The organism is Mycobacterium sp. M23085 (assembly GCF_045343915.1).
Taxonomy (GTDB): Bacteria; Actinomycetota; Actinomycetes; order Mycobacteriales; family Mycobacteriaceae; genus Mycobacterium.
In genome coordinates this window covers 2577980-2591391 of the sequence record NZ_CP174280.1, presented here as the reverse complement: position 1 = coordinate 2591391, position 13412 = coordinate 2577980, and the positions used below count along the sequence as shown (strand labels likewise).

The window sequence follows — 13412 nt, the reverse complement described above, 5'->3', positions numbered from 1 at the left end:
TGTTTTGGATGGTCCCCCTCTGGTTCACGCTCTCCGCGCTGTGCTTTGTCGGCGCGGGGGTGCTGCTGTACGTCGACATCGATCGGCGGCGCGGGCGCAGCAGGCGCCGCAAGTCGTGGGCGCGGTCGCACGGGTTCGACTACGAGCGTGAATCGGCCGACATCCTCAAGCGCTGGAAGCGCGGGGTGATGTCCACGGTCGGCGACGTCGTCGCCCAGAACGTGGTGCTGGGCCAGATCCGCGGCGAGGCCGTCTACATCTTCGACCTCGAAGAGGTCGCCACGGTGATCGCGCTGCACCGCAAGGTGGGCACCAACGTCGTGGTGGACCTGCGGCTCAAGGGACTCAAAGAGCCACGGGAAAGCGACATTTGGCTGTTGGGCGCGATCGGGCCACGGATGGTCTACTCGACCAATCTGGACGCCGCCCGACGGGCCTGCGACCGCCGCATGGTCACCTTCGCGCACACCGCACCGGACAGCGCCGAGATCATGTGGAACGAGCAGAACTGGACGCTGGTCGCCATGCCGATCACCAGCACCCGCACCGAGTGGGACGAGGGTCTGCGCACGGTGCGCCAGTTCAACGACCTGCTACGGGTGCTGCCGCCGCTGCCCGAAGAGATCCCGCAGGAGCCCGCGGCGCCGTCGGGACCGCGCAACGCCGCACCCAGTCGGCCATTGGCGCCGGCGGGCCGCGCCGAGCTGCCGCCCCGGCGCGCGCAGCAGGAGGTGACGGGGCTGCTCGGTGGCGATCCGCAGGCCGCCCGCCGTGCCGCCGAGCCGCTGCGCCGGGACCAGCCCCGACCCGACGGGCGGTCGGAAACCATCCGCCGCCCACCGCCCTCGGGACGCAACGGCCAGCAGGCCGGCAACTATCAGCGCTGACGGCGGACCCCGGGTAGCCACCAGGCCGACGCGGCCGGCGTCATTAGGATGTCGCTCATGCCTCGCCCCGTCGCCCTGATCACCGGTCCTACGTCCGGGATCGGCGCCGGGTTCGCGCGACGCTACGCCGCCGACGGCTACGACCTGGTCCTGGTCGCCCGCGACGTCGACCGCTTGACCAGGCTGTCCGACGAACTGCAGGAACACCGCGCCCATGTCGAGATCCTGCCCGCCGACCTGGCCGACGCCGCGGGCCGGCAACGGGTCTGCGACCGGCTCGCCGCCGGGGGAGTGCGCGTCCTGATCAACAACGCCGGCTTCGGCACCTCCGGCGACTTCTGGTCCACCGACCCCGCCGTGCTGCAGTCCCAGCTCGACGTCAACGTCACCGCCGTCATGCACCTGACCCGGGCCGCCCTGCCGGCCATGCTCGAGGCCGGCGCGGGCACCGTCATCAACATCGCCAGCGTCGCCGGGCTGGTGCCCGGGCGCGGGTCGACGTATTCGGCGTCCAAGGCGTGGGTGATCTCGTTCAGCGAGGGCCTGTCCGTCGGCCTGCAGGGCACCGGGGTTTCCGTGCACGCCGTGTGCCCGGGCTACGTGCGCACCGAATTCCATGACCGCGCCGGGATCGACATGGCCAAGTCGCCGTCGTTCATGTGGCTCGAGGTCGACGACGTGGTCAGCCAGAGCCTGGCCGACATCGCCCGCGGCAAGGTGATCAGCATTCCGGGCCTGCAGTACAAGGCGATCATCGCCGCCGAGCGCCTGATACCGCGGACCCTGATGCGGGCGGTCACCAAACGAATCGGGAGTGGCCGTGGCCGGACCTGACCGCGAAGAGCTGGCGCAGCTGGTGTCGCGCCTGTCGGTGGTGCACGGCCGGGTCACGCTGTCCTCCGGCAAGGAGGCCGACTACTACGTCGACCTGCGGCGGGCCACGCTACACCACCGCGCCTCGGCGCTGATCGGCACGCTGATGCGCGAACTGACCGGCGACTGGGACTACGACGTGGTCGGCGGCCTGACGTTGGGAGCCGATCCGGTGGCCACCGCCATCATGCACGCCCCGGGCCGGCCGATCGACGCCTTCGTCGTCCGTAAATCGGCGAAAACCCATGGGCTACAACGTCTTATCGAAGGCTCCGAGGTTTCCGGTAAGCGGGTGCTGGTCGTCGAGGACACCAGCACCACCGGCAACTCGGCGCTCACCGCGGTGCGCGCCGTCCAGGAGGCCGGGGGCGACGTGATCGGGGTGGCCACCGTGGTGGACCGCGCCACCGGCGCCGCCGAGGCGATCGAGGCCGAGGGCCTGCCCTACCGGAGCGTGCTGGGTCTGGCCGATCTGGGGCTGAGCTAGGTCCGCTGCACCGTGCGCACTTTCCTCGCGATAGTCGCCTGCGCGGCGGTCTGGCTCGCGGGCTGCTCCGGCCCGAGCCGCCCGGCGGCCCCCTACGGCGCCCAGGGCGCGCGGCTCGGCGAATCCCTGGCCCTGCTGGGCTGGAACATGTCGGTGTCGAACCTGCGTTGGGACGGCGACTACGTGCTGGTCGACGTCGACGCGAGCCCCGCCTCGGCCAAGGAACCGCACGCCAAACCCGAGGACATCCGCTTCGGCCTCTACGGCGCGCTGGCGCACCCGATGGAGGCCGCCGGCCTGGGCAGCTGTGACAACGCGAAGACCGGCGTGCGGGACATTCCCGCGCCGCTCTCGGCGCCGCGCGACCGGCTCACCGGCACGGTTTGCCTTGGGCCGCTGAAGGATCGAAGCCAGGTGCGCGGTGTCTACGGCTATTCGCCGCGCGACCGGATCCCGGACAGCTCGTCGGCCTACCCGGTCGCCTTCCCGGTCGGGCTGCTGCCGACCAACGCCAACGACAGCGGCGGCCTGGCGGTCAAGACGGTCAGCCTGTCGGCATGGCGAGCCGACGGCACCCCGGTGACGAAGATGCAGCTGGGCGACCCGGGGGCGTTCACCGGCGACGGCTACATGCTGCTGGGGCTGGAAGCCACCGCCGTCGCGGCCCGATATCGCGACGAGTCCGCCAAGCGGGGCGGCCCGATGATGCTGCTGGCATCGCCGACGCTGCCCGCCCCGGGATTGAACCCGGCCTGCTCGGCGTACGGGTCGTCGGTGCTGATCCTGCCCGACGCGTCCCTGGATGCGGTGCGCGTCAACGCGTCGCTGTGCACCCAGGGCGAGATCAACGACGCGCTGCTGTACGCGACGCTGGCCATCGACGGCACGCACGCCGGGGTGTGGACGCAGCGATGAGCGGACCCGGGCCCACCGAGTGGGCGGCGACCCCGCCCGCCGGCGTCGGCCCGTGGCGGGGCGAGATTCCCGACGACCCGCGGTATGACCCGATCCTGTTGCGCGAGGGCGACACTCGCAACGTCGTCGACGCCTACCGATACTGGACCAGGGAAGCGATCATCGCCGACATCGACCGGCGCCGCCATCCGCTGCACGTCGCGATCGAGAACTTCGGGCACGACGCCAACATCGGCTCGGTGGTGCGCACCGCCAACGCCTTCGCGGTGCACACCGTGCACATCGTGGGGCGGCGACGGTGGAATCGCCGGGGCGCCATGGTGACCGACCGCTATCAGCGGTTGTGCCATCACGACAGCACCGCCGAACTGCTGGGCTTCGCGGCCGCCGCCGGGCTGACCGTGGTCGCGGTGGACAACGTCCCGGGCGCGGCGCGTTTGGAGCAGGCTTCGCTGCCGCGCGAGTGTCTGCTGGTGTTCGGGCAGGAGGGGCCGGGCATCACCGACGACACCCGCACCGGCGCCAGCCTGACGGTGTCGATCGCGCAGTTCGGCTCGACGCGCAGCATCAACGCCGGCGTCGCCGCCGGGATCGCCATGCACGCCTGGGTCACGCAGCACGCCGATCTGTCCCAGGCCTGGTGAGTGAGCGTCGGGCGACATCCGGTAGGGCAGGATCGACAGGTATGGATCAGCTCTGGGCCAACCGCGCGGCCAGCAGCGAAGCCGCTGTCAGACAACGACACCTGAAACGGCTGTGGGGGCTGCCCGCGACCCAGCTGGGCGTGGTGGCCTGGCCGGCGACGCGGCGTGACCGCTGGTTCGGCACCTGGCACTACTGGTGGCAGGCGCATCTGCTGGATTGCCTGGTCGACGCCCAACAGCGCGATCCGCAGCCGCACCGGCGCGCCGAGATCAACCGGCAGATCCGCTCGCACCGGCTGCGCAACAACCTGTCGTGGACCAACAGCTACTACGACGACATGGCCTGGCTGGCGCTGGCGCTGGAACGCGCCGCCCGGATCGCCGACGTGCAACGCCCGGGTGCGCTCAAAAAGCTCGCCGGCCAATTCCTCGACGCCTGGGCGCCCGAGGACGGCGGCGGCATCCCGTGGCGCAAGTCCGACCGGTTCTTCAACGCCCCGGCCAACGGCCCCGCGGGGATCTTCCTCGCGCGCTACGGGGACCATCTGAAACGTGCTGAGCAGATGGGCAATTGGATCGACCGGACGCTGATCGACCCGGAGACGCACCTGGTGTTCGACGGCATCAAAGCCGGTTCGCTGGTGCGCGCGCAGTACACCTACTGCCAGGGCGTGGTGCTCGGGCTTGAGACCGAACTGGCCGCCCGCACCGCCGTCGAGGTCAGGCAGCGCCACGCCGCCCGGGTGCACCGGCTGGTCGCGGCCGTGCAGGAACACATGGCGCCGGCGGGCGTGCTGGCCGGCGCCGGCGGCGGCGACGGCGGCCTGTTCGCCGGGGTGACCGCGCGGTATCTGGCGCTGGTGGCCACCGCGCTGCCGGGCGACGCCGCCGACGACGCACTGGCCCGCGACACCGCCCGGCGGATCGTGCTGGCCAGCGCGAAAGCGGCCTGGGACAACAGGCAGACGGTGCACGGGCTGCCGGTGTTCGGCCCGTTCTGGGACCGCGACGCCCAGTTGCCCACGGCCGGCGGCAAAGAGGCGGAGTTCGTCGAGGGCGCGGTGATGGCTTCCGAGGTGGCCGAGCGGGACCTGTCGGTGCAGCTGTCGGGGTGGATGCTCATGGAGGCCGCCTGTAACGTCTCCGCCGAGTCGTAGGACAGGAGCGTTCCGTGAGTAACAAGGTTCACCACGACGCAGAGTCGGCTTTGCACGGCCTGCTGAAGGACGGCATCACCGTCGCCGCGGGCGGCTTCGGTCTGTGCGGTATCCCGGAGAAACTGATCCAGGCTCTGGTCGACAGCGGCATCAAGGACCTCACCATCGTCGGAAACAACGCCGGCGTAGACGATTTCGGGATGGGGCTGCTGCTGAAGGGCCGGCAGGTGAAGAAGGTGATCGCCTCCTACGTCGGGGAGAACAAGGAGTTCGAGCGCCAGGTGCTGGCCGGCGAGCTGGACCTGGTGCTGACGCCGCAGGGCACCCTGGCGGAGAAGCTGCGCGCCGGCGGCGCCGGCATCCCCGGCTTCTACACCCGAACGGCGTTCGGCACCAACCTCGCCGAGGGCAAGGACACCAGGGTCTTCGACGGCACCGAATACGTTCTCGAAGAGGGCATTCGGGCCGACTTGGCGATCGTCAAGGCGTGGAAGGGTGACACCGCGGGCAACCTCGTCTACCGCAAGACGGCGCGCAACTTCAATCCGATGATCGCCACCTGCGGCGCGATCACCGTCGCCGAGGTGGAGGAGCTGGTCGAGGTCGGCGAGCTGGACCCCGACCTGATCCACACACCCGGCATCTACGTGGACCGCATCATCGAGGGTTCCGGCTACGAGAAACGCATCGAGTTCCGCACCACCAGCGGTGGCGCCGCGCTGAAGCACGACAGCCCCATCCGCGAGCGGATGGCTCAGCGCGCCGCCCAGGAGCTGCGCGACGGCTTTTACGTGAACCTGGGTATCGGCATTCCGACGCTGGTGGCCAACTTCATTCCCGACGGCATCAAGGTCACGCTGCAATCGGAGAACGGCCTGCTCGGCATCGGGGCCTACCCGAGCGAGGACACCGTCGACCCCGATCTCATCAACGCGGGCAAGCAGACCATCACCAGCCTGCCCGGGTCCAGCTTCTTTTCCAGCGCCGACTCCTTCGCCATGATCCGCGGCGGTCACATCGACCTGTCCATCCTGGGTGCGCTGGAGGTCGCCGAGAACGGTGACCTGGCCAACTGGATGGTGCCGGGCAAGATGGTCAAAGGCCCTGGCGGCGCGATGGATTTGGTGTCCGGCGTGAAGCGGGTGATCGTCCTGATGGATCACACCGCGAAAGATGGCAGCCCGAAAATTCTCCGCCAGTGCTCGCTGCCGCTGACCGGCAGGAGCGTGGTCGACATGATCATCACCAACCTGTGCGTGTTCGACGTCGAGCCGGGCCAGGGGCTGGTGCTCACCGAGCTGCAGCCCGGCGTCACGGTCGACGAAGTCCGCGCCAAGACGGGCTGCGACTTCAAAGTCGCGGTCTGATCCCGCGGTTGCCCGGGCCGGCTACTCGACTGCCGGCAGCCGCTCGGCTTCCCGGTCGTCGGTGCTCTGCGCGTGCCGTCGTCCCCGATAGCTTCGCCAGGCGGCGATCAACGCCGGCATCAGGGAGATGACCAGGATCGCGAGCAGGATCTTCTGCAGGTTGTGGTGCACGAACGGCACGTTGCCCAGGAAATAGCCCGCCAGCGTCACACCGCCGCCCCACAGGATGCCGCCGACGATGTCGAAGCCCAGGAACACCGGGTAGCGCATGTAGGACACCCCGGCCACCGGCGGCACGAACGTCCGCACGAACGGCGCGAACCGGGCCAGGATGATCGCCCAGGGTCCGTATTTCTCGAAGAACGCGTGCGATTCGGTCACGTAGTGCTTCTTGAAGAACCGGGAATCTTCCTTCTTGAACAGCGCCGGACCGATCCGGCGGCCGATGAAATACCCGGTCTGGTCGCCCAGGATCGCCATGGTGGCGACGGCGGGGGCCAGCACCCAAATGCTGGCCGGCGGATTCGGGTGCGCGGCCAGCAGGCCGCCGGTGAACAGCAGCGATTCGCCGGGCAGCAGCGGGAACAGCAGCCCGGTTTCGATGAAGACGATGACCAGGATGCCGGGCAGCACCGCGGATCCGAAGACGCCGTCGGCGCCCAACCAATACATCGGGTCGAAGATGTGGGGCAGGGCCGTCACGGCGGTGCTCATGATCCCTCAACATACCGGCGGAATGACCCCGGCCCGCACGGACCGGGCCGTAACGGCCGGACTGGCCCACGCTCCGGTTCGCCGGGTAGCTGCTGACCACGCATCCATGGTTGGGTAGGACCAGCCGTCAGGAGGTGTCTGATGCCCATCGCCACGCCCGAGGTCTACGCCGAGATGCTGCGACGAGCCAAGGATGGCTCGTATGCCTTCCCCGCGATCAACTGCACCTCGTCGGAGACGGTGAACGCGGCCATCAAAGGCTTCGCCGACGCGGGCAGCGACGGGATCATCCAGTTCTCCACCGGCGGTGCCGAATTCGCGTCCGGGCTGGGCCTGAAGGACATGGTGGCCGGTGCGGTGGCGCTGGCCCAGTTCACCCGCTGCATTGCGGACAGATACCCGATCAACGTTGCGCTACACACCGACCACTGCCCCAAGGACAAGCTGGACAGCTATGTCCGGCCGCTGCTGGCGATCTCGACCGAACGGGTCGCGGCAGGCGAGGACCCGCTGTTCGGGTCGCACATGTGGGACGGTTCGGCCGTGCCGATCGACGAGAACCTGCGGATCGCGCGGGAGCTGCTCAAGCAGGCGGCGGCCGCCAAGATCATCCTGGAGATCGAGATCGGCGTGGTGGGCGGCGAAGAGGACGGGGTCGCCCACGAGATCAACGACAAGCTCTACACCACACCGGACGACTTCGAGAAGACCATCGACGCGCTGGGCCACGGCGAGCACGGCAAGTACCTGCTGGCCGCCACATTCGGCAACGTGCACGGCGTCTATAAGCCCGGCAACGTCAAGCTGCGCCCCGACATCCTGGCCCAGGGGCAACGGGTGGCGGCGGCCAAGCTCGGGCTGCCCGAGGAGGCCAAGCCGTTCGACTTCGTCTTCCACGGCGGTTCCGGTTCACTGAGGTCGGAGATCGAGGAGTCGCTGCGCTACGGCGTGGTGAAGATGAACGTGGATACCGACACCCAGTACGCGTTCACCCGCCCGATCGCCGGTCACATGTTCACCAACTACGACGGTGTGCTCAAGGTCGACGGCGAGGTCGGCGTCAAGAAGGCCTACGACCCGCGCAGCTACCTGAAGAAGGCCGAGGCGTCGATGTCCGAGCGGGTGGTGCAGGCCTGCACCGACTTGCACTGCGCCGGAAAGTCACTCGGCGCGAGCTAGCCGCTAGCCGCTGGCCGGCTTGCCGCCCGCGACACTTAAACCGCGCACACGACACGCCGATGAGGGTCGCCGTGGTTTATGTCTCGCGGAGGGCGCGGCACCCGCGCCTCAGCCGCTGGCCGACTGGCAGATCTTCCACTGGTCGTCGCGATACTGCAGATCCAGGCTACGGGTGGACCGCAGCTGCGGGTCGTAGGCCATGAACGTGGTGACGTTCGCCTCGGCGTGCTGGCCGTTGACCACCACCTGATCGATGCTGGCGATCACCGGATACTGCTTGGCCGCCGACACCCGCCGGTAGGTCTCGTCCCACGCGTGCTCGTCGTAGTCGGCGTAGCCGTCGCGGGTGGTGCCGCAGGTGATGGTGCGCAACGTGGTCAGGTCACCGCGCTGGATCGCGACGTCGAAGTTCGCGATGGTGTGGCGAACCTGGTCTTCCTGCGAGGTGGCCGCGTGTTTACTCCGGGTGAGCAGCACCGTACCCAGGATCGCGATCGCCACCAGCGCCAACACGATGACGACCAGCGCCAACACCCAGCCCCAGTTGACCTGCCGCGGGGTGCGCAGCTTCCCCCCGAACCGGGGCGGAATCGACTGCGGGACAGCGGCTTTGGGAGGGGCTCCGAACTGCGCGGTGGCGTCCTGTCCGGGCGGTGGCGCGAACACCTCGGTGGCGGGCTCCGAGGCGGTGGAGATGATCGCGGTTTCTTTGGCATCAAAGCCCGGCGCGGTGAAGCGACGTTCCCGCTGCGGCCCGTCCGGTACCTCCTGCGGGCCGCTGTGCGGGTCGGGTCTGTTGATCACCACGGTCTCGGTCTCGGAGTCGCTGGGGACCATGGGGACGCTCTCGGTGGCGTCGTCTCCGGTTTCGAAGCCGGACTCGGCCCCCCACTCATCGCTCGGTTCGGTGCGAGACTCGCGTGGGTCGAACCCGGGCCGTTTCGGCATGCCGCCGCGGTCGGGTTCGGATGGGTTGGGCATGAGTACTACTGTCCTCCCGCTTCGTCGGGTAGTTGCAGAGCTTAGCGACCGAGTACCCGGCTTCCGGCGATGGCCGAGGCGCGTCACACGGGCAAAGGAGCGAGCTGCAGAATAGAGCCATGACGCCGATGGGAGATCTTCTAGGGCCCGACCCGATCCTGCTGCCCGGAGATACCGATGCCGAGGCGGAACTGCTGGCCGGTGAGAAGCCCGGCATTGTCGCCGCCGCGCATCCGACGGCGTCGGTTGCCTGGGCGGCCCTGGCCGAACGGGCGCTGGCCGACGACCAGGCCATCACCGCCTATGCCTACGCCCGCACCGGCTACCACCGCGGCCTGGACCAGCTGCGCCGAAACGGCTGGAAGGGCTTCGGCCCGGTGCCGTACGCGCACGAACCCAACCGCGGCTTCCTGCGGTGCGTGGCGGCGCTGGCGCGCGCCGCCGACACGATCGGCGAAACCGACGAGTACGCCCGCTGCCTGGACCTGCTCGACGACTGCGACCCCGAAGCGCGCCCCGCGCTGGGGCTGTGACGCGTTAAAAGCTGTCCGAGCAATCGCGGTCGTCGGGGCAGTCGATCTGAACCGTGGCGTGTTGCAGCCCGCGAGCCGCCAACACCGCGCGCGCGTCACGCAGGACCCGGGCGGAGTCGCCGGCGCTGATCAGGTGGGCGGTGCACATGTCCTTGCCGGGCGATAGCGTCCACACGTGCAGGTCATGCACGTCGATCACCCCGTCGACGGCGCCGAGCGCGGTGCGCAGCTCCTCGACATCGATATGCGTCGGCGACGACTCGGACAGGATCCGCAGCGCGTCGCGGGCCAGTGCGACGGCCCGGGGCAGTACCCACAGCGCGACCAGCACGGCCACCACCACGTCGGCATAAGGCCAGTGCGTCGTCACCGTCACCACACCGGCGATCAGCACGCCGAGGCTGCCCACGGTGTCGGCGACGACCTCCATGTAGGCGCCCTTGACGGCCAGGCTGCCCGACGAATGGGAACGCAGCAGCAGCGCGACGACCAAGTTGGCGGCCAGCCCGGCCAGCGCGACCACGATCATCGGCACGCCGGGGACGGCGGGAGCTTCGCTGAGCCGCCGGATCGCCTCGTAGAGGATGAACACCGCCACGCCGATCAGCAGCCCCGCGTTGGCGACGGCGGTGAACACCTCGGCGCGATGCCAGCCGTAGGTGCGGGCGGGCGACGCGCTGCCGCGGCGGGCCAGCGCGACGGCGGCGAGCCCCATGAAGACTGCGACGACGTCGGTCAGCATGTGGCCGGCGTCGGCCAGCAGCGCGATGGAGTTGATCAGCACCGAGGTGACCAGCTCCACCACGAAGAACGCGGCCAGAATCGCCGCGGCCATGATCATCCGCGGGATCAGCCGAGCGTCGTCCGTCTCGGCGGGGGTGTGACTGTGGCCTGCGCCCATGGTGCGCAATATATGCGTAGTGACGCATATATTGCAAGGCTCAGAACCAGCGACTCCAGAAGCGGGTCAGCGCGTTGCCCCAGCCCACCAGCACGTCCGGCACCCCGGACACGTCGAACAAAGACAACACCACCCCGAAGAACCAGTGGTTGAGGACCGGCGCGAGGAGCAAGAACAGCAGGATGACGAAGCCCCACTGCTTGGCCGGCGCCAGCGCCCGCTGGGTCTCCGAACTCAGGTGCGGTTCCAGGGCGTCGTATCCGTCCAGGCCGGGGATGGGCAGCAGGTTCAGCAACATGGCGGTGAGCTGAAGGAACGCCAGGAACGCCACCCCGGACCACAACACCACGTGCGCCGGGTCGAAGAACAGTCGCGTCACCACCAGCAACAGCACCGCCAGCAGCAGGTTGGCCGCCGGTCCGGCCAGGCTCACCATGGTGCGACGGGCGGGCGTCATGAACCAGGTCCGCACGTAGACCGCCGCGCCGGGCAGGCCGATCCCGCCCAGCAGGATGACCACCATCGGCAGCAGCAGCGAGAGCGCGGGGTGGCTGTAGCGGCGCGGGTCTAGCGTCAGGTATCCGCGCACGGCGGTGTCGTGATCGCCGAATCGCCAGGCGGTCACCGCGTGCGCGAATTCGTGCAGGCACAGCGACACCAGCCACCCGGAGATCACGAAGACGAACACCCCGACGTAAGCCAGCGGGCGGGTGCTGATGCCGGCCGACCAGGCCAGCGCGGCGCCGACGCCGGTCAACGCGATCAGGCCGAGAAAGATCGGGCTGGGCCGTACCGGTTCGTGCCGGGAGGCGGGGAAGCTCACCGGTTGAAACTAGCGGACCAGCAGCCAGCCCTCGATGTTGCGGTAGAACGCCGAGCGGCGCACGGCGCGCGGCGCGGCAACGCCGTCCCGCAGCACGGTGACACCCGTGCTGCCCAGCTGGGCGGCGCGGCCGGTCACCCAGCGGCGCCACCGGCGGCCCGCGATCGCCGCCCGCAGGCCGGGGGGGGCGAGCATCGGCTCGATCCACACGCCGGCGACGTCGCCGTCGAACAACGTCGTGTCGTCGACCACCGCCTCGCCGTGGACAACCGGCGCGTCATCCGGCGGCATCCAGCCGGCCCGCCCGACGATCACCGACCCGGTCTCGTCGCGGATCAGCGGCACCCGCCGCGCGGCACCGCGCCGGGCCCGCCGCGCCGCCCGGCTACCGGCCGGCTGGCGGTAGATCCGGGTGGCCCGGGTGCGGCGCCGCGGCGCGTAGGCCACCTCGATGTCGAGCCGGTCGGCGCGCAGCAGCCTGGTCAGCACCGCGGCCAGGTCGGCGTCGGCGCCCACCACGACCAGCCGCCGGTATGGGCCGATGACGGCGTCGATGTCGGCTTCGTCGGCGACGCGGTGGGCGCGCATGCCCCGCAGCGGGCGGTGGCCGGCCCGTTGGTCGAACAGAACGGCCGCGACGGCTCTATCTCCTTGCGTCACAGGCTATCCAATCATTAATGGCCCAATGCCTTTGCCTTCCAACACCTCTGGTCCGATCGATGTCTAGACGTAGAACGATCTCGCCATAACGACACGGTCACAACATGGTGTCGACTACGAAAGTTGTTGCGACGCTAGCTGGAAACAACCGGATACTTTACTCCTGCCACAGGGCTGACGTTGCGCGGAATCCCGCCACGAGTGGCTAAGAGAACGGAGAACTACCATTCGCCGACTCACCGCCATCTTCTCAAGCGCGTGAATCGCATTGCTCGTGCCAGGCGTTGGCCCCGCGCGCGTGCATCGCTGACGAAGCAACTCGGCCGTGTTGGCGCCGCGCTGCTTTCGACGGCCCTGCTGTGCAATGGATCTGCGACAGCTTCGGCGGACGAACCGATCGTGATCGACCTGGTGCGCCACGGCCAGTCGACAGCCAATGCGGCGTCCCTGATCGACACCGCGCCGCCCGGAGCATCGCTGACCGCGCTAGGCCAGCAACAGGCGCAGACCGTCGCCGGTGTTCTCGCGGCGCAGGGGCCGGTCGCCGCGATCTTCGCGTCGCAACTGATCAGGACGCAGCAGACCGCGGCGCCGTTGGCCTCCGCGTTGGGGATGAACGTGCAGGTGTTGCCGGGGCTCAACGAGATCGACGCCGGCGCCTTCAACGGCCAGCCGCAGGTCAGCCTCGGCGGGCTGGCATACCTGCTGGCGCCGGTGGCGTGGATGCTCGGGCTGCGCATCGTGCCGATGCTGGCTCCAGGCTCCACCGATTCCAACGGGTTCGAGTTCCGCAGGCGTTTCGACGGCGCGCTGCAAACCGTGTACGGCAATGCCGCGACCAACGCCGGCCGCTTCAATGATGTGCTTCAGGCGATGTATTCCGGTGCCGTTGCCAACCCGGTGCGCGCCGCGAACGGCAGGATCACCGAGGTGGCGTTCTCCAGCGAATTCGCCATCGGCGTCGGGACGATGATGAGCGTCAAAAACCCCGATCCGTTGCTCTTGCTTTTCGACCCGCTGCCCAATACGGGCATCGTCGTGATCGAGGGCAGCCCGCACGACGGCTGGACGCTGATCAGCTGGAACGGGAAACCGGTGCACCCGACGTGGTCGGGCTCGAAGAGCGGTCGCCCGGCCAATGGCCTGTGCCTGATGTTGGACGCGTCTACCAGGACCGGTGTCTGCGCGGCCAAGCCGACCGTGCCGGCCGGCGGGCCGGCCGCGGCGCCGTACGGGTGAGGTCGGTGCACCCGGCACCCAACCGTTACCGGCTCTGTCACCCCGGTCTCGC

The 13412-nt window shown here is 69.2% G+C and carries 15 protein-coding genes; 10 read left to right on the top strand and 5 right to left on the bottom strand.

The features are described 5' to 3' along the window. Positions 1 to 8 precede the first annotated feature (8 nt). The 7 genes from ttfA to ACIUM1_RS11835 are packed head-to-tail and all read left to right on the top strand — an operon-like array spanning position 9 to position 6330. Positions 9 to 887, top strand: a complete 879-nt coding sequence (ttfA, locus tag ACIUM1_RS11865) for a trehalose monomycolate transport factor TtfA (protein ID WP_406817330.1) — start codon at positions 9 to 11, stop codon at positions 885 to 887. Positions 888 to 944: 57 nt separating this feature from the next. After that, the gene (locus tag ACIUM1_RS11860) at positions 945 to 1721 is read left to right on the top strand and encodes an SDR family NAD(P)-dependent oxidoreductase (protein ID WP_406817329.1); all 777 of its coding nucleotides are present in this window, start codon (positions 945 to 947) and stop codon (positions 1719 to 1721) included. Then, complete coding sequence (gene pyrE / locus ACIUM1_RS11855; protein ID WP_406817328.1) at positions 1708 to 2247, top strand: orotate phosphoribosyltransferase; 540 nt, start codon at positions 1708 to 1710, stop codon at positions 2245 to 2247. Before ACIUM1_RS11860 ends, pyrE begins: the two co-directional genes overlap by 14 nt. A gap of 12 nt (positions 2248 to 2259) precedes the next feature. After that, positions 2260 to 3162 carry a hypothetical protein gene (locus ACIUM1_RS11850; protein ID WP_406817327.1) on the top strand — a complete coding sequence of 301 codons (903 nt, stop codon included), beginning with the start codon at positions 2260 to 2262 and terminating at the stop codon, positions 3160 to 3162. Then, positions 3159 to 3806 carry a TrmH family RNA methyltransferase gene (locus ACIUM1_RS11845; protein WP_406817326.1) on the top strand — a complete coding sequence of 216 codons (648 nt, stop codon included), beginning with the start codon at positions 3159 to 3161 and terminating at the stop codon, positions 3804 to 3806. Before ACIUM1_RS11850 ends, ACIUM1_RS11845 begins: the two co-directional genes overlap by 4 nt. 41 nt (positions 3807 to 3847) lie before the next feature. Beyond that, on the top strand, positions 3848 to 4963 hold the full coding sequence (locus tag ACIUM1_RS11840) for a glycoside hydrolase family 76 protein (RefSeq protein WP_406817325.1): 1116 nt from the start codon (positions 3848 to 3850) through the stop codon (positions 4961 to 4963). 14 nt (positions 4964 to 4977) lie between these two features. After that, positions 4978 to 6330, top strand: a complete 1353-nt coding sequence (locus tag ACIUM1_RS11835; protein ID WP_406817324.1) for a 3-oxoacid CoA-transferase — start codon at positions 4978 to 4980, stop codon at positions 6328 to 6330. A gap of 21 nt (positions 6331 to 6351) precedes the next feature. Here ACIUM1_RS11835 and ACIUM1_RS11830 read toward each other — a convergent pair whose 3' ends face one another. Continuing rightward, entirely contained in the window at positions 6352 to 7044 is a 693-nt protein-coding gene (locus ACIUM1_RS11830; RefSeq protein WP_406817323.1) for a DedA family protein, read from the bottom strand. A gap of 141 nt (positions 7045 to 7185) precedes the next feature. Between ACIUM1_RS11830 and fbaA the strand changes: the two genes are divergently transcribed. After that, the gene (fbaA, locus tag ACIUM1_RS11825) at positions 7186 to 8223 is read left to right on the top strand and encodes a class II fructose-bisphosphate aldolase (protein WP_406817322.1); all 1038 of its coding nucleotides are present in this window, start codon (positions 7186 to 7188) and stop codon (positions 8221 to 8223) included. A gap of 108 nt (positions 8224 to 8331) precedes the next feature. Here fbaA and ACIUM1_RS11820 read toward each other — a convergent pair whose 3' ends face one another. Then, positions 8332 to 9204, bottom strand: coding sequence for a hypothetical protein (locus ACIUM1_RS11820; RefSeq protein ID WP_406817321.1), 873 nt, complete (start codon positions 9202 to 9204; stop codon positions 8332 to 8334). Positions 9205 to 9323: 119 nt separating this feature from the next. Between ACIUM1_RS11820 and ACIUM1_RS11815 the strand changes: the two genes are divergently transcribed. Next, positions 9324 to 9737, top strand: coding sequence for a DUF3151 domain-containing protein (locus tag ACIUM1_RS11815; RefSeq protein WP_406817320.1), 414 nt, complete (start codon positions 9324 to 9326; stop codon positions 9735 to 9737). Between the two features lie 4 nt (positions 9738 to 9741). Here ACIUM1_RS11815 and ACIUM1_RS11810 read toward each other — a convergent pair whose 3' ends face one another. The 3 genes from ACIUM1_RS11810 to ACIUM1_RS11800 are packed head-to-tail and all read right to left on the bottom strand — an operon-like array spanning position 9742 to position 12049. Further along, entirely contained in the window at positions 9742 to 10638 is an 897-nt protein-coding gene (locus ACIUM1_RS11810) for a cation diffusion facilitator family transporter (RefSeq protein WP_406817319.1), read from the bottom strand. A 40-nt stretch (positions 10639 to 10678) separates the two neighbouring features. Further along, positions 10679 to 11461, bottom strand: a complete 783-nt coding sequence (locus ACIUM1_RS11805) for a site-2 protease family protein (protein ID WP_406817318.1) — start codon at positions 11459 to 11461, stop codon at positions 10679 to 10681. Positions 11462 to 11470: 9 nt separating this feature from the next. Beyond that, on the bottom strand, positions 11471 to 12049 hold the full coding sequence (locus tag ACIUM1_RS11800; RefSeq protein WP_406817646.1) for a peptidase M50: 579 nt from the start codon (positions 12047 to 12049) through the stop codon (positions 11471 to 11473). A gap of 378 nt (positions 12050 to 12427) precedes the next feature. Here ACIUM1_RS11800 and ACIUM1_RS11795 point away from each other — a divergent pair, with 378 nt between their 5' ends. Further along, complete coding sequence (locus ACIUM1_RS11795) at positions 12428 to 13360, top strand: histidine phosphatase family protein (protein WP_406817645.1); 933 nt, start codon at positions 12428 to 12430, stop codon at positions 13358 to 13360. The last annotated feature ends 52 nt before the right edge of the window (positions 13361 to 13412 follow it).